Annotated in this window: 17 protein-coding genes; 2 read left to right on the top strand and 15 right to left on the bottom strand. The window is 43.4% G+C overall.

The window, feature by feature from the left end:
* Nucleotides 1–33 precede the first annotated feature (33 nt).
* Nucleotides 34–822 carry a DUF1189 family protein gene (locus tag BM101_RS03080; RefSeq protein WP_087030609.1) on the top strand — a complete coding sequence of 263 codons (789 nt, stop codon included), beginning with the start codon at nucleotides 34–36 and terminating at the stop codon, nucleotides 820–822.
* Nucleotides 823–921: 99 nt separating this feature from the next.
* On the opposite strand, the gene BM101_RS03075 is transcribed toward BM101_RS03080, so the two are convergent.
* Complete coding sequence (locus BM101_RS03075) at nucleotides 922–2,241, bottom strand: DEAD/DEAH box helicase (protein ID WP_087030606.1); 1,320 nt, start codon at nucleotides 2,239–2,241, stop codon at nucleotides 922–924.
* Nucleotides 2,242–2,501: 260 nt separating this feature from the next.
* Here BM101_RS03075 and zwf point away from each other — a divergent pair, with 260 nt between their 5' ends.
* Nucleotides 2,502–4,028: a glucose-6-phosphate dehydrogenase gene (gene zwf, locus BM101_RS03070; RefSeq protein ID WP_087030604.1), complete on the top strand. Its 1,527-nt coding sequence runs from the start codon at nucleotides 2,502–2,504 to the stop codon at nucleotides 4,026–4,028.
* A gap of 101 nt (nucleotides 4,029–4,129) precedes the next feature.
* Here zwf and BM101_RS03065 read toward each other — a convergent pair whose 3' ends face one another.
* From BM101_RS03065 to BM101_RS03000, 14 genes are all read right to left on the bottom strand, one after another.
* Entirely contained in the window at nucleotides 4,130–5,065 is a 936-nt protein-coding gene (locus BM101_RS03065; protein ID WP_087030962.1) for a DHH family phosphoesterase, read from the bottom strand.
* A gap of 41 nt (nucleotides 5,066–5,106) precedes the next feature.
* A complete protein-coding gene (locus tag BM101_RS03060) occupies nucleotides 5,107–6,432 on the bottom strand; it encodes a DRTGG domain-containing protein (protein WP_087030601.1) in 1,326 nt (441 codons plus the stop codon).
* A gap of 16 nt (nucleotides 6,433–6,448) precedes the next feature.
* Complete coding sequence (locus BM101_RS03055) at nucleotides 6,449–7,129, bottom strand: metal-dependent hydrolase (RefSeq protein ID WP_087030598.1); 681 nt, start codon at nucleotides 7,127–7,129, stop codon at nucleotides 6,449–6,451.
* Nucleotides 7,130–7,668: 539 nt separating this feature from the next.
* Nucleotides 7,669–8,490, bottom strand: coding sequence for a ZIP family metal transporter (locus BM101_RS03050; protein WP_087030596.1), 822 nt, complete (start codon nucleotides 8,488–8,490; stop codon nucleotides 7,669–7,671).
* 52 nt (nucleotides 8,491–8,542) lie between these two features.
* Nucleotides 8,543–9,673 (bottom strand): DNA polymerase IV, encoded by a 1,131-nt coding sequence (dinB, locus tag BM101_RS03045; protein WP_087030593.1) that lies wholly within the window; start codon nucleotides 9,671–9,673, stop codon nucleotides 8,543–8,545.
* Nucleotides 9,674–9,702: 29 nt separating this feature from the next.
* Nucleotides 9,703–10,350, bottom strand: coding sequence for a metal-dependent transcriptional regulator (locus BM101_RS03040; protein WP_087030590.1), 648 nt, complete (start codon nucleotides 10,348–10,350; stop codon nucleotides 9,703–9,705).
* A 265-nt stretch (nucleotides 10,351–10,615) separates the two neighbouring features.
* Nucleotides 10,616–13,219: a bifunctional acetaldehyde-CoA/alcohol dehydrogenase gene (gene adhE / locus BM101_RS03035; RefSeq protein ID WP_087030587.1), complete on the bottom strand. Its 2,604-nt coding sequence runs from the start codon at nucleotides 13,217–13,219 to the stop codon at nucleotides 10,616–10,618.
* A gap of 774 nt (nucleotides 13,220–13,993) precedes the next feature.
* On the bottom strand, nucleotides 13,994–14,275 hold the full coding sequence (locus BM101_RS03030; protein WP_245825577.1) for a post-transcriptional regulator: 282 nt from the start codon (nucleotides 14,273–14,275) through the stop codon (nucleotides 13,994–13,996).
* A 36-nt stretch (nucleotides 14,276–14,311) separates the two neighbouring features.
* Entirely contained in the window at nucleotides 14,312–14,680 is a 369-nt protein-coding gene (yajC, locus tag BM101_RS03025) for a preprotein translocase subunit YajC (protein ID WP_177194343.1), read from the bottom strand.
* A 79-nt stretch (nucleotides 14,681–14,759) separates the two neighbouring features.
* The gene (tgt, locus tag BM101_RS03020) at nucleotides 14,760–15,905 is read right to left on the bottom strand and encodes a tRNA guanosine(34) transglycosylase Tgt (RefSeq protein ID WP_087030953.1); all 1,146 of its coding nucleotides are present in this window, start codon (nucleotides 15,903–15,905) and stop codon (nucleotides 14,760–14,762) included.
* A gap of 218 nt (nucleotides 15,906–16,123) precedes the next feature.
* Complete coding sequence (locus BM101_RS03015) at nucleotides 16,124–16,882, bottom strand: sugar phosphate isomerase/epimerase family protein (protein WP_087030584.1); 759 nt, start codon at nucleotides 16,880–16,882, stop codon at nucleotides 16,124–16,126.
* A gap of 26 nt (nucleotides 16,883–16,908) precedes the next feature.
* Entirely contained in the window at nucleotides 16,909–17,625 is a 717-nt protein-coding gene (locus BM101_RS03010; RefSeq protein WP_087030581.1) for a hypothetical protein, read from the bottom strand.
* On the bottom strand, nucleotides 17,622–18,608 hold the full coding sequence (gene floA, locus BM101_RS03005; protein WP_087030578.1) for a flotillin-like protein FloA: 987 nt from the start codon (nucleotides 18,606–18,608) through the stop codon (nucleotides 17,622–17,624). Before floA ends, BM101_RS03010 begins: the two co-directional genes overlap by 4 nt.
* On the bottom strand, nucleotides 18,605–19,207 hold the full coding sequence (locus BM101_RS03000) for an NfeD family protein (RefSeq protein WP_177194342.1): 603 nt from the start codon (nucleotides 19,205–19,207) through the stop codon (nucleotides 18,605–18,607). The genes floA and BM101_RS03000 overlap by 4 nt, the downstream gene beginning before the upstream one ends.
* Nucleotides 19,208–19,331: the final 124 nt, after the last annotated feature.

Raw genomic sequence — 19,331 nt, 5'->3', positions numbered from 1 at the left:
TCAGCTAGACTGATGTAGTATCAAAAAGAAAGGATGATTACAATCACAATTGTTCGTTTAATAAAAGAAAGTTTTATCGACCCTAAGCAATTGTCGCGTGCTAAGCAACTGAAAAAAAGCGCCTCTTCTCTGCTTTTCTTCATACTCTCGCTTGCGGTCAGCATCCCCATTTTCATGAGCAGCTTTCCCATATTGCAAAATTTAGGTGCAGATGCCCAAGCTGTTGCTCAGAAGATTCCGGCATTCACTATTATAGATGATGAATTGGTTCTGGATGAGCCGATGGAAAAAGGCTTTATTTATAAGACGGATACGGTTATGTTGACCTTCGATCCAAAAAATTCCTATTCCGAAAGGGATTTGGCAAGCAGATCCGAAAACTTTACGTTGAGTTTGTTTTTTTCCCGGAATGAATTTGTTTTGTATGCTGGCGGTATCCCTTTGACAATCCCTTATACCCAAGCAGATAAGATGACCGATCAGTTTTTCAAATCTTTATTGACCGATTTTACCAAAAACCAAACATTATCAGTCTTCATTTTGTTCATTTTTTGTTTCGTGGTTTCAGCCATTGAATTATCACTGTCGCTTCTCATCATCAGCCTTTTTGCAAATATCCTCAGCAGCTTGGTCGGGAAACGGCAAACATTTTTTGATAATTGGAACATGGCTCTTGTCGCCATCTCGGTTCCTGCATTATTTTTTGTTCTTTTGAACGGTTTTGGGTTCGTTGCCTATTTCCAGGAGGAAATCATTGTCGCACTAGCGCTCTATTATTATTACAATGCAGTCAAGGATACAAAACAAATACCCGAAGCATAAACGCAAAAAAAACTTCATGACGGACCGTCATGAAGTTTTTTTGCGTTTATGCAATTGTAGGCTGATGGGACAAAAGTCCCGTCCATTCTGAAAATCTGGTTATCTCGATTTCATCCGGTTCTGGCCGGCCCTATGTTTGCGTTTTTGTTGACTTTGTATTTCTTGTTTCAGTTTTCTCTTATAGCCTGGTTTCACGTTTTTCTTCGCTTTGTTGACCATGCCCTTGATGCGGTGATCGGGATCTTGGTTTTTTGGAGCGCTTCTTAATTCACGACGTTTTCTTTCGTATGTTTCCACCAATTGGTCTTTTTCGATTGTGATTGGTTTAAAGATGACGCCATACGCTTCCAGTTCGTCAATTATTTTTTCTTCTTCCGGGCTGTAAAGCGTAATCGCTGTGCCTTTCAGATTACCGCGTCCCGTTCTTCCGGTACGGTGAACGAAAAATTCCATGTCTTTTGGCACTTCATAGTTAATGACGTGGGAAACACCTTCGATATCGATGCCACGAGCGGCTAAATCAGTCGCTACCATGAATTGGTATTCCATGTTGTGGACCCGTTTCATGATGCGTTTCCGTTCGCGGGCAGGGACATCCCCATGAAGTACGGCTGTTTTAATCCCGCGAGCGCGTAATCCTTCAGCAATTTCATCAACGTTTTGTTTGGTATTGGCAAAAATCAATGCTAAGTAAGGTTGGCCCATCTTCAGCACTTGATATAACACATCTATTTTTGGTTGACCTTTTGTAGACAACAGGTAGTTATCGATGGAAGGTGCAATAATGTGTTCCGGTTTTAATTGTATGATAGACGGATTTGCCATGTATTTCTTTAAGAATGGTTTCAAATTTTCAGGGATCGTAGCGGAGAACACAAGCATTTGAATATTTTCCGGCAAGCGTCCTGCGATTTGATCGACATCAAATAGGAATCCTAAATCCAATGTCATATCGGCCTCATCAATGACCATCTTCGTGGCAGTGTATACTTTTAAAGCTTGTTCGTTGATCAAATCAACGATTCTTCCTGGCGTTCCGATGACAATATGCGGTTGATGACTGGCTAATTTTGCGATTTGGCGTTTTTTGTCTGTCCCACCAACATAGTTTACTATCCGAATTTCATCTGGAGCTTCTGCAACCAATTGGATTGCAGTCTGATATAATTGTTCAGCAAGTTCACGGCTAGGTGAGGTTATGACAACTTGGACTTCATCTTTTGCTGGATCGATAGCATGAATTAACGGCAATAAGAAACTGTGACTCTTACCAGTCCCTGTTTGGGATTGGCCAATCACGCTTTTGCCTGCTAGAATCGTTGGAATGATCTGTTTTTGGATATCGGTTGGTTCTTTGAAATTCAATCTGCTGATTGCATCCAGCAAAAAGGGCTTTAATTGAAAGTCTGAAAATTCCATGTTTTTCACCTCTTGTCTTTCTTCTCTTTTTTAGTGCTGACATATTATACCACAACAAAAGCTATTTAACCTTAATTTCAAATAAGAATTGCGCTATCCACACAATATATTGATTCCCTACATCATTACAGCTTGGCATATCCATTGAACGTTGTCATATTTACACAATATCTATCGTTTGTTTTCTTTCATTGCCAATAGAATATGAAAATAGTATAATGATGGAATAAATAAATCTAATAATCCAAGGGGGACATGCAATGATTACCCAAAATACTGCTCTATTTACGATTTTTGGAGCAACAGGCGACTTAGCTCACCGAAAATTGTACCCGTCATTATTTCGCTTATACAAAAAGGGCTTCATAAGGGACAATTTCGCCGTAATCGGCACAGCACGAAGAGAATGGACAGACGCCTATTATCATGAAGTCGTTTTGGACTCCATCAAAGACTTAATCGAAGATCCAGAGGAAGCAAAAAAATTCGCTTCGCATTTCTACTATCTTTCCCACAATGTCACTGACTCCGCACATTATGTGCATTTAAAAGACCTATCTGAAAAGCTGGATAAAAAATATGACCTTCAGGGTAACCGTCTTTTTTATTTGGCGATGGCCCCAGAATTTTTCGGCATCATTGCAGAAAGACTAAAGCTTGAGGGATTGATTACAACAGATGGTTTTAACCGTCTGATCATCGAAAAACCTTTCGGACGGGACTATGAATCTGCAGATCAGCTGAACAAACAGTTGCGTCGTTCCTTTGAAGAGAATCAAATCTTCCGGATCGACCACTATTTAGGCAAGGAAATGGTACAAAATATTTCAGCGGTCCGATTCTCCAATATGATTTTTGAGTCCCTTTGGAACAACAAATATATCGACAACGTCCAGGTCACATTATCGGAAACCGTCGGCGTCGAAGACCGTGGTGGCTATTACGATAATAACGGCGCATTGCGCGATATGGTCCAAAACCATATTCTCCAAATCGTTGCCCTATTGGTTATGGAGCCTCCTTTATCCTTAAAAGGGGAAGATATCCGCAACGAAAAAATTAAGGCTTTGCGTTCCCTGCGTTTGTATGACACTCCTGAAGAAGTAAACCGGAACTTTATCCGCGCCCAATATGCAGGAAACGCTGAAGAAGGTTTGGTCGGATACCGTGAAGAACCGAATGTGAACCCTGAATCCATCACAGAAACATTTGTGGCCGGCAGAATCCAAGTGGATAACTTCCGTTGGAAAGGCGTTCCTTTCTATATCCGCACCGGAAAGCAGTTGGCTTCGAAAGAAACGTATATCCACATTCAATTTAAGCACGTCGCCATGAACATCTTCCCTACCGAAAATGTCAGCGAAGTTGCGGAACCGAATGTTTTGACGATCCACATTTCCCCACTGGAAGGTTTCTCCCTGCGCCTGAACGCAAAACGTGTGGGTCAAGGAACGGAAATGAAAAACATCCATATGCATCACATCTACGATGAAGATACGCAATTAAACAGTCCGGAAGCATATGAGCGCTTGTTGCTCGACTGTTTAAACGGAGATCCGACAAATTTCTCTCACTGGGATGAAGTATCTCAATCTTGGCACTTTGTTGATCGCATCCGAAAAGTATGGGACGAGCAGGACGCAAGCAGCGGTTCCCTTTTCGAATACGAAAGCCACACGATGGGCCCTAAAGAAAGCGATGAATTGCTTGCAAAAGATGGGTTCCATTGGAATCAATTTAATTGGACCGAAAGTTATTTAAAGAAAAAAGCAATAGAAACAGAATAATACAGAGAGAGGGCGGGACGGCAATCATTTTCCATGATTTGCCGCCCCGCCCTCTTTTCATCTATTTTTAAATTCCATTACGAACTGGACTTCATCAGGATTTAATGGCTGTTCTGCCATTCGATCGCCAATTCCTCGAAAGCAAGCACGATTTCATTGATTTCCGCCTCATCTTTCGCATCGGCTCCGCTGGCCAAAGGATGTCCCCCACCACCGTGTTGTTTTGCGACTTCATTAATGATCGGCCCTTTTGAACGGAGTCTGCAGCGGTATTTCCCGCTCGGCTGTTCAACGAATATGCCCCAACAGAGCACACCTTCAATCGTGCCGGGCAACGGCACTACAGGAGCCGTATCGCTGTCATCTGCATCGAATTTTTCCAATATTTCCCTTGATAAGATGATGCTCCCAACTCCGACATCGCTGATTGTGATGTTCTGCAATACAAAGCCGGATAGATTAGCGATTTTTTGCGAATTTGTGTTCATCAGTTGGCTGATGTCCGATGCGGAAAAATCATAACGCATCAATTTCGAGGCAATTGCAAGCGTATCCGCCGTAGCCGCAGGGTAAAGGAATCGGCCGGTATCCCCAACAATCCCCGCATACAGAACCCTTGCAGCGTCATCATTCATCGGCAATTGCTCACCCATGGAGAAAGACAGATCCGCTATTATTTCACTGCAACTGCTGGCAGCCGTGTCCACGTGTCCGATATCCCCATACATGTCCTCATTAGGATGATGGTCAATTTTGATCAAAAAGTCGCCCTTCCCATAACGTTTATCGCTGATTCGCGGTTGGTTTGCGGTATCGGTAACGATGACCAGCGCGTTGGCGTAGGCCTCATCCGGGATGGTGTCCATTCCCCCTAAGTAAGCTAAACTAGCTACCTCTTCTCCGACGACGTAGACTTTTTTATCCGGATAAGTTTTTTTGATCAATTCCGCCAACCCGATTTGAGAACCCAAGGCATCGGGATCGGGTCGAAGATGACGATGGATGATGACTGTTTGATAGGCTTTAATTTTATCCATGATTTCTTGGTATACTACTTTTTTATCCAAATGATTGCCCCCTATGATTTTTCCATCAGCTGACAGGTGACGATTGCTTTGCCGACCAACGAATTTTCTAGATATACTTCCACATCGAGCTTGGAAGACCTTCTTCCCAATTCCAATATTTTGGAACGGATTTCGATGACGCTGTCGATTTGGATCATCTTCAAATGATAAATATCCATCTGTTCGATGACGGCGTTTCTTTTTTGCAAAGAATAGAGTATCTTTTTGGTAGTGCTTGCCAAAACTTCGCTCAGCACACCGAACGATACTGTGCCTATACTGTTTGTCATTTGGGGTGTGATCTTGAAACGATAAGCCGGCAGCTGATTAACGTCCATTTCCTCCTCGATCAACTCCAGGTTTTCGACTACCTGGTCCTCAATCGTGTTCCCCACTTGCGGTTGGCGCTGCGCCAGTTGCATAGCCTTCATGACATCTTGCCGGGAAATGATTCCCAATAGCTGCAGATTGTCCTTCACAACGGGAAGAACTTCCAGTCCATCCCAAATCATGCGGTGCGCAACACTTGCGACGCTCATATGCGTTTTCGCGACTATCGGTTCGCGGGTCATGACACGTTCAAGCGACACGGTGTCCGCCTTGCCTAAGATGTCTTTTGCCGTAATGATGCCGACTAAACGCATATTGTGATTTACAATCGGAAAACGGGAATGCGTGCTCTCTGTATTGAGGCTGCGGTAATCGTAGACTGTATCATCCAAGGATAAAAATTTCGTTTCTTCAATCGGTGTGTAGATATCCTCCACCAACATGATTTCTTTCTTGATCAATTGGTCCGTCATCGCCCGGTTGATCATCGTCGCAACGGTAAAGGTATCATAGGTGGTACGTAAAATCGGCATGTCTACCCGATTGGCTAAGTCGATGATGGATTCATCCGTGTCGAATCCCCCGGTAATCAATACGGCAGCACCCTTCTCAAGCGCAAACTCCTGGATGTCGTTTCTGTTCCCCACAATCATCAGGGAACCCGGTGAAATATAGCGTTCCATCGCTTCCCGCTGCATGGCGCCGATGATAAACTTACTTAAAGTTTTGTCCAAGCCTTTTTTGCCGCCCAACACATCCCCCTCGATGATTTTAGAAATCTGTCCAAATGTCAGCGTCTCGATATTTTCCTTGGATTTCCGTTCGATTCGGATTGTCCCGACACGCTCGATGGTGGAAACCAATCCGATATTTTCTGCATCTTTTATTGCTCGGTATGCGGTCCCCTCGGACATGTTCAAATTCTTGGCGATTGTACGTACGGATAATTTTTCGCCAACAGGCATCGTCTCAATGTATTGAATGATCTGTTCGTGTTTAGTTGCCATACTGTCTCCCCTGTCCTTAAAGCGAAACGGATTCGCCTGGTTTTAAAATAAGCCCGACACCCTTATCCAACAGCGATGTGAAATCGGTCGGATTCTGTGCGATCAATGGAAAAGTGTCATAATGGATCGGCACCGCTCTTTTTGCGTTTAAAAACGCTGCCGCTTTCGCTGCATCTTTTGGCCCCATTGTATAATTGTCGCCTATCGGCAGGAAGGCTAAATCGATCGGGAAATCTTCGCCGATCAGCTTCATGTCGGAAAACAAGGCGGTATCGCCCGCATGATAGATGGTTTTATTCTCGATATGCAGCAACATGCCCGCAGCTATCCCCAACGTAAACGGCAGCTTATCGATGCGATAAGCTGAACTATGTATAGCGTGCGTCAATTTCACATAGCCAAAATCAAACTGATGGCCTCCGCCCGGTTGCATGCCATGTGTCCGGAAACCTTTCCCGGCAAAGTAGCTTGCGATTTCAACATTCGCAATAATGAGCGGATTCGTCCTTTCCGCTATCCTTGCCGTATCCCCCACATGATCGCTATGTCCATGCGTCAAGAGGATTACGTCGCAAGGAACTGTATCAGGATTCAAATCACTTAACGGATTTCCTGTTATAAAAGGATCTATCAAAATCTGCCGGTCGTTTTCTGTTTCGATGCGGACACAAGACTGTCCATGAAAAGAAATTTTCACGCTATCCCTCCTATTCGCCTCAGTATTTTAAACTGTATCATTCTGTTACTATCCTATCATGAAACAGTTTAATAATACAAATGAAATTAGCTGTATTCGTGGTTTGAACGGAAAATAATGTGTCGATTCAAAAAAATATGCTTAGTGGTGTGAAAATTAAAGAGAGTGAGGCAAAAAGCGTTTAGACCCGAATCACTGGAGCGAATAAGCGGAGGATGGTCGCAGACCGTCTGAGCATTATTCGTGAAATGACTTCAGGTCTGCTTTTTGGAACACGTTTAAACAGAGTGCGATGAATTGTGTTTAGACACCCGGACGTTGGAGAAACTGGCTTTTCGTTCACCTCTTTTGTGGACGACCCTGAAAGGAAGCACTGTGGTCGCAAGCGCCCAAGTGTATCATGTCTCTAAGCGATTGAAATCGCAAGACACATGACAAAACGGGAGTGGTGTCTGCAATTCAGAACACGTTTACGATTTATTGTTAGGAAATGCTAAGGAGGCTAGGACCTTTGTCCCAGCCTCCTTAGCGGTTGATCATTATCCTAAAGCTACATCCAAAATCATCATTACCGCAAACCCGACCATCAAACCCATCGTCGCAATATCGCTGTTTCCGTTTGTCTGCGACTCAGGGATCAGTTCTTCAACCACTACGAAAATCATGGCGCCCGCTGCGAACGATAATGCATAGGGCAACAAAGCACTCATGGATAGGACCGCTGCGGCACCCAACACAGCGGCAACCGGTTCAACCAAAGCAGACATTTGCCCATAGTTGAAGGCTTTCCATCTGCTTTTCCCGTCTGCCCGAATCGGCATGGATAAAGCCGAACCTTCCGGAATGTTTTGGATCCCGATCCCCAAAGCTAAGCCGATGGCGCTCATCAACGTATTTTGTGTCGATATGCCGGCAGCGACCGCGCCGAATCCAACCCCCACGGCTAATCCTTCCGGAATATTATGAATCGTGATTGCCAAGAAAAGCAATAGGCTTTTCGAGGCTTTCGTCTGAGGCCCTTCTCTGTTTTCCAACGGCTCGCCCAAATGCAAATGGGGAATGATTCTGTCCGTCAGCCTCAAGAAAGCCCCACCCAACAAAAAGCCTACGGTAGCGGGAACCCACGCTAAATTCCCATAGCCGCTTTCTTCGGCATGCGCAATGGAAGGCGCGAGCAACGACCAGAATGACGCGGCAATCATGACGCCTGCTGCAAAGCCACTCATGATATCTAACACTTTGCGGTTCACCTGCTTAAAAAAGAATACAAATGATGCCCCGACGACGGTACAGCTCCAAGTAAAGATGCCTGCAATCAGCGCCTGTAAAACCGGACTAAAATGACTGAATGTTTCTAACATCTTTTTATCCCCCTTTAAAAGAAAATGTTTTCATTTCTGCTATCCACCAGTACTACAACGTGCCTGTATCCCATAAAGGCAATTGGATATTTTCGTAATGGATAGGATCAAGTTGTGTAATGGTGATGCCCAATAAACGCACTTCGCGTTCTATCATGCCATGTTCTTCCCATAGATCCCAAGCCTTATTGAAAATAGCCTCGGCATTCTCTATGTAATCGATAAAACTTTTTCTCCTTGTCATCGTATCGAAATCGGCATAGCGGATCTTCAAAACAACGGCTCTGCCATGGAGTTTATTGGCGCGCAAGGATTGCTGCACTTCATTCGCCATTCTTCCTAATTCGGCTTTGACGATATCTTCATCCAATAGGAAGGGATTGTATGTATGTTCCTTCCCTACAGACTTCCTTTCCCGTTCCGCCTCCACAGGATTGTTATCGATCCCGCGGACTCTGCGATATAAGGCATACCCCATTTTCCCGAAATGCTTGATCAGATCCATTTGGTCCATCCGAAGGAGATCTTTTCCTGTTTCAATTTCCAGTTTTTTCATTTTTTCGACTGTTTTTTTGCCTACTCCATAAAATTTTTCGATCGGCAAAACTTCCAAAAATTTTTGCGCTTTATCAGGTGTGACGACAGTCAACCCGGCTGGTTTACGGTAATCGGAAGCGATTTTCGCGATAAATTTGTTATAGGAAACACCCGCTGAACAGGTCAGATGAACCTCTTCCCACACTTCTCTTTGGATTTTCCGTGCGATGAGCGTCGCGCTTTTCATTTTTTGTTTATTCTTTGTCACATCCAAATAGGCTTCATCAAGCGACAGCGGCTCGATGATGTCTGTATACCGGGAATAAATACTGCGGATCGTCAATGAAACAGCTTTATAATAGCTCATCCTCGGCGCTATAAAAATCGCTTTCGGACAAAGTTCATATGCTTTTTGTGCGCTCATCGCAGAATGGATGCCAAATTTTCGCGCTTCATAATTGGCTGTCGTGACGACCCCCTTCCCGCCGGTATCGCGGGGATGATGGGCAATAACAATCGGCTTCCCGCTATATTCCGGATGGTCCCGTTCCTCGACGGAGGCATAAAAGGCGTCCATATCGATATGAATGATTTTTCTGCTTGTATCATTTTCGGGATCCTTAAACGTTAACATCCCTATTTGCATAGTACCTCTCCCCCAAAAACAAAACAGAACTACTGCACGAAGATCTTCCCCGCTGCTTTATAACTTATTTGAAAACTTTCTTGATTTTGCGCTATGAAGGTATACGGACCTTCATAGTCTTCGATGGCAGTCAATAAATACGGAACACCCAACTTAACATTTTTTTCCAGCAGATAGGCCAGGAACTCCTGATCGTCATCATCGACCTCTTTGATGACAAAACGTCTGCCTACCGACAATTCCGTCATGGGCTGGCTGGCGGATTCTTCGATCCTGCCATCTTTATCAGGGATGACCCCTCCGTGAGGATCATACTTGGGAAATCCTAAGTAAGCATCCAACCTGTCGATCAGGAAATCAGATGAGACATGCTCCAGCAACTCCGCTTCCTCATGCACCTCGGTCCAGTCAAACCCTAATTTGTCTGCCAGAAAAACTTCCCAAAGGCGGTGCTTCCGGATCAGTTTGTTCGCAATCAATAGTCCCTTTTCCGTAATCTGTACACCTTGATAGGGAATATGTGAAATGTATCCTTCTTTCAATAATTTTGACGACATCTCTGTAACGGATGCCGGCGATACAGACAACGCTTTACCAATTTGTTTGTTGTTGACCAACTCATTGGTACCACCCAGTTCAACGATTACTTTTAAATAATCTTCTTTATGAGGTGTCATTTATGCCCCTCCTTTTTAGGTATACCTAAATATCAATTATATTATACCTTATCCACCTGTTTTTACAAGCTTAAAAGATACCCTCTAACATGAAAGAATGGCTTCTTCCATTATATTCCCCATCGATCATGCTGAAAATGCACAATCTGGCGAATGAAAAAGATGGCTATGTGCGCTTTGCATAGCTGTTGGGGTCTATTTTATTAAGAAAGGACAAAAAAGACCGGGATAAAAATCCCAGTCTTTCTTCCTAAACTATTTTCTATTATCCTTCGTATGCTGCGTAGATGATCTCTTTCAATTCAGAGATAAGCGGTTGTTTTGGATTTGCTGTTGTACATTGGTCTTCAAACGCCAATTCAGCTAATTTATCTGCATCGCGATCAAGGACTTCTTTTGTAATTCCTTGTTCACGGAAGTTCATCTTGATGCCAACATCTTCACCTAATTTTGTGATTGCAGCAGCTAAAGCTTCCACTAGTTCTGCAGTTGTATTTCCTTTTAAGCCAATCATACGAGCGATATCAGCGTAGTCTTCATCGGCACGGAAGTATTCATATTTCGCCCACATTGCATGTTTTTGCGGATCGATAGCATTGTAGCGTACGATATGCGGCAATAGGATGGCATTTGTACGGCCGTGGATCAGGTCCCACTGTCCGCCGATTTTGTGTGCGATCGAGTGGGATATACCCAAGAAAGCATTCGCAAACGCCATACCAGCGATTGTTGAAGCATTGTGCATTTTTTGGCGTGATTCTTGATCGCCGTAATTGTATGAATTTCTAAGGTTTTCGAATACAAGTTTGATTGCTTGTAAGCTCAAGCCTTTAGTGTAGTCGCTTGCCAAAACAGAAACATAAGATTCGATGGCATGTGTCAACACGTCCATACCTGTATCAGCCGTTACTGATTTAGGAACACTGTATACGAATTGTGGATCGACAATCGCAACGTCCGGCGTCAAAGCGTAATCTGCCAATGGGTATTTGATATGTGTTTCGCTGTCGGTAATAACCGCGAATGGTGTTACTTCAGATCCAGTACCGGATGTTGTAGGGATACAGATCATTTTCGCTTTTTTCATGTGATCGATCTTGTAAGCACGTTTACGCACATCTAGATACTTTTGTTTTGCGCCGAAGAAATTACTTTCTGGATGTTCGTAGAATAACCACATTCCTTTGGCAGCATCCATTGGTGAACCACCACCGATTGCGATGATTGTATCCGGTTGGAAGTCGCGCATTTTTTCAGTACCACGGTTGACTGTGTTGGTTGTTGGGTTTGGTTCTACATCAGAGAAGACGGTGTAGGCAATTTTATTGCTGCGTTGTTTCAATTGTTCGATGACAACATCCACATATCCTAGTTTCACCATGCCGTCATCAGCAACGATAAATACTCTTTCGATGTCGCGCATATCACGTAAGTATCTAACTGAATTTTCTTCGAAGAAAATCTTTTCCGGTAATTTCATCCACTGCATGTTATTTCTCCTTTTAGCAATTGTTTTCACGTTCAATAAGTCAAAAGAAGAAACGTTATGAGAAACTGAATTCTTCCCGTAAGAACCACAGCCTAAAGTCAGTGAAGGGATATTGTTGTTGTATAGATCGCCGATACCAGCTTGTGAAGATGGAGAGTTCACTAGGATACGACAAGCTTTCATTTCTTTACCGAATTTTTCGATCAAATCATTGCGACGCGTATGGATTGATGCAGAGTGACCTAATCCGCCTAAATCTAGCATTTTTTTGCAAAGATCAAATCCATCTTCAGTTGAAGTTGATTTCATCATTGCTAGAACTGGGGACAATTTTTCTCTTGAAAGAGGGTATTCTGCTCCAACGCCGTCTAATTCAGCGATGATCATTTTAGTATTTTCAGGAACCTTGATGCCTGCCAATTCAGCGATTTTACGAGCATGCATACCGACAACATTCGGTCTGACGCCAGTTTTAGCTTCATTCATCATCACATCTTCGATTTGCTTCATTTCTTCAGGTTTTACGAAGTAGACATTGTGTTTTTGGAATTCTTTTTTAACTTCATCATAGATTTCGCTGTCTACGATTGCGGCTTGTTCTGATGCACAGATCATACCGTTATCGAATGTTTTTGAAACGATGATATCGTTTACTGCACGTTTAACATTTGCGCTCTTTTCGATGTAAGCTGGAACATTACCAGGGCCTACGCCCAATGCTGGTTTACCAGTCGAATAAGCAGCTTTTACCATTGCAGCACCACCAGTTGCCAATACAACAGCCACTTCTGGATGGTTAATCAATTCTGCTGTCTTCTCCATGGACACACCGTCTACCCATTGGATACAATCTTTTGGAGCCCCTGCTTTGATGGCAGCTTCGTAAACAACTTTTGCTGTAGCTACTGAACATTTTTCAGCGCTTGGATGGAAAGAAAAGATGATCGGATTTCTTGTTTTCATACAGATCATCGCTTTGAAGATTGTTGTAGAAGTAGGATTTGTTGTCGGTACGATACCAGCAACTACCCCTACAGGATCAGCAACTTTGATGATTTGATCAACTTCATTGTTGTCAATGATTCCGACCGTTTTATCTTTCTTGATTACATGCCAAATGTTTTCGGCAGCATACATATTTTTAATACATTTATCTTCATAAACACCACGGCCAGTTTCTTCTACCGCCATTTTTGCAAGTTGCATATGTTGGTCAAGAGCTGCTAAAGCCATTTCATGAACGATGTGATCTACTTGTTCTTGGTTATAATCTTCAAATGCAGTTAAAGCTTTTTGTGCTTTTGCTGTTAAGGCACTAATCTCTTCTTTTGCAGTAATCATCGTTTTTTTCTCCTCTACAACTACAGGTTGTTTAGTCATGTGTTGCCCTCCTAAAAGTGTTTGTTATCCTTTTCACATGTTTATTATATGTCAGCTTTTTATGTTTGTAAAGTGTTTTATTGTGATTTTTTTCACTTCTTTTTTTCCTTATAATTGTAAGCGATTACAATCAGCTTCGCCTTTAAACCGAGCTTTCACAAACCTTTTCTGAAACATCAAGTTTTACAAAGCTTTTAGTTTGTGAAATTAGTTCTTTTTAAGCAGCTGACGGTTTCGGTGATCCTTTAAAATTTTTTTTAATTTTTTATGCCCATTCAAAAATTTTATCCCGGGACAAGGATGTCCCATCCGCCGGATGCGCTTACATTTTCTTTTTGCGGAAAACGATTTTTGAATCGTTCATCTTTCCGGTCTCAGTATTTTCTTCCCCCCGTTCCTTTTTAGTGTTGATGGATATGGGCGCTGCATTTTGACTGGCCGCTGCAACAAAACAGTAAGTACTTCATTCCGGAAGTTCGGCATGGTTATCCTCCGCGAAGGTGACACAACAGCGATTTTTTATTACTGACCCGCTTTTCTCCTGAGCATCACGCGGACCGAAATATTCCACTTACATTTTATCATGTTTATCGAGGAAATGCCTACACTTAGGGCTACCGCTTTTTCGCTTTAATGATTAGGAACGATCGCCTTTTCCGAAACTGACCTATTCCACCTGCCTGAAGTGTTCCTTTTCGCGGTCATGAAACAAAAAAGGATTGCAATCTGATTTCCAGGTTGCAATCCTTTTTTGCGATACTTTTCTCGATTGAATTATAAAAAGTCGTCGAAATCCATCTCATCTAATGAAGTGACTTTATATACTTGCGCTTCCAATGCAACAAAGTCAAAATAATGATTGGCTGTGACCTTCATAATATCTTGAATCTGTTGATAATAGTGTTTGGGGACAGAATGTTTCCATGAAAAATTTGTAAAGTAACGGAATATATCCTCAGTGTGGATGTTGTCATATCCCTGCTTTGAGAACTCTTTTACTTTCAATTCAAACCAAGGCTCCAACTTTGCATATAGGTCATCCGCTATTTCAGCCAAACATTCTTCCCCCTTTCCTATTATCGAAACCGTTTCTTATTCTTCTTCTGTTTGATCTTTTGGTTTTTCTTGAGCCGTTTCTTCTTCTGCTTCTTCTGTAGCCGAATAATCTTCGACAATCGCTTCATCGGTCGTAATCGTCGCAACTTGAGACACACGCGAAATGGCACGTTTTTCGAAAGTCAAGAAAATGCCATCACAGTCCAAAACGACTGTATTATCGGAAGTGTTAACTTCTTCAACAACGCCATGCAATCCGCCGATTGTAACCACTTTGTCCCCCGGCTTGATTTCGTTTAACATATCCTGTGTTTTTTTCGCCTGTTTCTTTTGCGGGCGAATGAGAATGAAATACATAACACCGAATAATAAAGCATAAAATCCAATCATCAATAGTGTATCCATGAGTTTCCCTCCATTAGTGAAGCATATTATTACCTACTCATCACTTTACCAAACTTTCGGTCATCCTTCCACCTAAATACTAAAACTTCGGTGCATTTTCTTTATTAAAGCCATATTCTTCGACAAAGGCTTCCCTAAATTCAAGCAGATTGTCGTCCATGATTGCTTGGCGAACATTTTTCATCAAATTAATCAAGAAATGGAGGTTGTGATAGGTCGTCAAACGAAGCCCGAACGTCTCGTCGGCTTTAAACAGATGACGGATGTAGGCACGCGTGTAATTACGGCATGTGTAACAATCGCATTTTTCATCCAACGGACGGAAATCGCGCTCATATTTCGCATTTTTGATGACCAAGCGGCCGCCGCTTGTCATGCAGGTTCCGTTGCGGGCGATGCGGGTCGGCAAGACGCAGTCGAACATATCGATGCCGCGAATGACGCCGTCGATCAACGAATCCGGTGCTCCGACACCCATCAAATATCTCGGTTTATTTTCCGGCATAACCGGCGTCAGATAATCCAATACGCCATTCATTTCTTCTTTCGTTTCGCCAACCGAAAGCCCACCGATGGAATAGCCCGGGAAATCCAAGGAAATCAATTCCTTTGCACTTTGCAAGCGCAAGTCCTTGTAGCCGGCCCCTTGGATGATTCCGAATAAGCCTTGTTCGTTGGGTTTTTTATGCGCCTTCAAGCCTCTTTCGGCCCAACGGGTAGTCCGTTCCACGGATGCCTTGATGTAATCGTAGCTTTCGCTATAAGGAGGGCATTCGTCGAAGCTCATGATGATATCGGCACCCAATTGATTTTCGATGTGGATCGCTTTTTCTGGCGACAAGAACATTTTGGAACCGTTCAGGTGGTTTCTGAAATGCACGCCCTCTTCCGTTATTTTGCGGTTCTCGCTTAATGAGAACACCTGGAATCCACCCGAATCGGTCAAAATCCCTTTATCCCAATTCATGAATTTATGCAATCCGCCCGCTTCTTCCACTAAATCCGATCCAGGACGCAACCATAAATGGTACGTATTGCTCAAAATGATCTGCGCACCCATTTCATCCAATTCTTCCGGAGACATTGTCTTCACTGTCGCCAGAGTTCCTACAGGCATAAACATCGGCGTTTGGAATGTACCGTGCGGCGTGATGATTTCTCCTAGTCGCGCCCCGGTATGTTTTTCTTTTTTTATAAGACGATATTGAATCGCTGGTTCTGTCAATGTATTCACTTCTTTCCTAATGATATCCGGCAACCAGTATACCACAGCTATGGTATTCATTCAAAAATTTCCGGCAAAAAATGAGAACACGGTGAAATTCGTTTAACCCTCGGGACAAACGTTTATGCGTCATTTTTAGGGAGCGCATGGAAGCGGAAGAGCTTATAGAAAGAAAGGAAGCCAGGACAGAAGTCCCGGCCACATTTCCAAGAAAGCTTTTATTGCCAAGAGCGTATTTCTTCAAAATCTTTTGCGATATTTGAAAGAATCTCTTCGCCTGATCCGCAAGGATATTCGACGGCAGCAGGAATGTTGTCGGGAAAAACATTCAGAACAGTCTTCATGTTTATGTCCCCTGTTTTTAGGCCGGACAATACAACCCCGTCATCGGTCACTTTTACATTTTTTATGTGAATGTACGAAACGAAATCTTTCAGCTTGTAGGCCGCCTCTTCTGGATCCACACCGATATAGACAAAATTGCCTGTGTCAAAGGTCAAACCGATGTCCAATTGTTTTTCTTTGACTTGTTCAATGAAGTTGATTAAGGCCTCGGGACCTCCTTTTTGAACGGACTGATCATTTTCGATCGTCAGATGGACAGGGTATTCTTTCAATAATTTTTCTAAAGCAGACGCTATTTCCGGAGTCAGTTGTTCAAATTCCCCAAGGGTCAATTTCAATTGTCTTCCGCCCAAAGCAACCGTTTCGGAAAAGTATTTTGCCAAGTGGTCATTCAATGCCCCTTTGATGAATAATTCAGAAGGAACGGAATAGAATACGTCCAATTGCAATCGTTTAGCTTGCTGCGCAATGGCGTCTATATCAGTATCCATTTCCGTCAAATATTCTCTCCTGATTTCTACGATGGTGAAGCCAAGTTCGCTGATTTCTTTCAATAACGTTTTTTGGTCGACTTTCCCATCTGCTTGCTTATTCATATAAGCTAAAGTATTTAATCCCATCAATCTTGACATTTTCACTTCTCCTTGATTCGTTTATTTTAATCGTATCGTGGCCGATCGATTATTTCTTTTGCTATTATTGCTTGCATGAGCATTTTTTGCTTTGGTGTCAGCTGCTTCCTTTTTTGGGCAGTTTTTCTTTCCATCTTTTTGCCGATTTTTAAGGGGGCATTTGCTGCACCAGTTTGCTGAATCGGAGTACCCAGTTGCAGTTCCCCGTTCCCTTCACCGTTTTCGTTTGCCACTACTGCAGTGAATCCTTTCGCAAGCTCATCGTCACCGATCAGCTCCTCTTCCGGTGGGGATTCCTCAAAAATGGGAATCGGCGCTGCACCATTCCTTAGTAAGGCTTCCATTTCTTCCCTATTGATGAATGACAAAAATTCCCGTTTCCAATTACGCGTCAACAAAATGCGCTGTAAATCGAGCCTGTTTTTTGTGGACAAGGAATCCTTCAGGGTAACATAGATTTGGTCGGGAGCCATTTCCGAGAGCCTTTTTATCATCGCTGCGGATGAGTCAGTCTGAAAGCCGCCGTTTATCGCTTTGCCTTTTCTATTTCTATCTGCGTTTGCGGTGGAAATTCCACTTTTTTGAAAGGTCTGTGTTTTCGATGAAACGCTTAGTTTCTCGAGAGCGCTTTTTGCCTGTTCAGCGAACGCAGCAATCCTTTTGATGACGGTGATCAGCAAAGAAATGAATACCGCAGCGAAAATGATGCTGGTCAGTATCAAAATCAGCGGGAACGTATTCATTCCGATTCACTTCTATCCGCTGGAAACTCTGAAATGGAATTCCGCATATCCGTATCCGCATTGATGTTTTTCATTTTGTAGTAATCCATCACGCCGATGTTGCCTGCGCGTAGAGCTTCCGCCAATGCCAGCGGAACTTGCGCTTCCGATTCTACCACTCTGGCGCGCATGCGCTGTACTTCCGCTATCATTTCCTGCTCCTCAGCAACAGCAAAGGCTCTTCTTTCTTCAGCTTTTGCCTGGGCGACACGTTTATCCGCTTCCGCCTGTTCCGCCTGCAGTTTTGCCCCAACGTTGCGGCCGACATCCACGTCCGCAATATCAATGGACAGGATTTCAAAGGCAGTTCCGGAATCAAGCCCCTTTTTCAGGATAGTCTGTGAAATGGAATCCGGATTTTCCAACACGGATGTATGCATCTTGGCAGAACCAACCGTTGTGACGATGCCTTCACCGACGCGCGCGATGATCGTCTCTTCACCGGCACCCCCAACCAGCCTTTCGATATTGGCCCGGACGGTTACCTTTGCCTTGGCTTTGACTTCGATACCGTTCATGGCCACTCCGGCAATAATCGGCGTCTCGATGACTTTTGGATTGACGCTCATCTTGACGGCCTCCAATACATTTCGTCCTGCTAAATCAATGGCCGCAGCTTTTTCAAACCCCAGATCGATGTTGGCCCTTTGTGCCGCAATCAACGCATCAATGACCATATTGATATCTCCGCCTGCCAGGTGATGTGCCTCCAATTCATTGATGTCGATGATCAACCCCGCTTTTGTTGCTTTGATCATCGGCTGCACAATCAGATAGGGCGCTACCCGGCGGAGCCGCATCCCCACTAAATTCGAAATTTTTACTTTTACACCTGAAAAATAGGCCGTAATCCAAAGCCCTACTGGTACAAAACGGAAAAATAAAGATAAAATCAGTATTACAAACAAAGCGATAAAAATGATGCCTATCAACCCTTCAGTCATACTTTATCCAACTCCTTCACGATGATTTTAATCCCTTCGACATGCACAACCTTGATCGGTGCCCCCTCATAAATGATTGCTCCGCTACTGACCACATCGAGCGTTGTCCCCTCGACATCGGCTTTTCCGGAAGGCCTCAAGGTCGTCCGCGCTACTCCGGATTTTCCGAGATACTCCCCATAATCTTTGCTTGCAGAATAGCCGCGTTCTCTGTCCAATGATGAGGAAAGCACCAATTTCTCGCGGCCAGGCAATAATTTGTAGCCCTTTTTCATCATGACAGCGGTGGCGATGCCGGAAATCACGACGGCTAAGCTGATATCCAATATACTTCCCAAAATATTCTCGCTATTCAGGAATAACCCCAATGCAATCAGACCTAAACCGGTAATACCGATCAGGCCAAAGCCGGGGACAAAAACCTCCACGAACAACAAAAAAATCCCGAAAAGAAAGAGCACCAACGTCAACCAGTTTCCGTTCCCATAATAGATAAAATAGAGCAGGAAACTCAGGACAGACAATCCCCCAAACAGATAGTACCTAGTGGTGAACAACAGGAAAATCAGACTTAAAAATCCCGTTATCAAGAACAGCAAAATTTACCGCCTCCTTTTGTCTTCCGAAAGAAAAGCAACTATAACGGCATGCTTATAACAATAAAAATATAGTTTATATTATCTATTTTACTCCACATGCTGAAATAAAAAAAGGAAATCCCCT

The sequence above is a fragment of the Trichococcus palustris genome, from assembly GCF_900114465.1.
Classification (GTDB): Bacteria; Bacillota; Bacilli; order Lactobacillales; family Aerococcaceae; genus Trichococcus; species Trichococcus palustris.
Note: the sequence above shows the minus strand (reverse complement) of the source record. Positions and strands in the feature narration are given on the sequence as shown.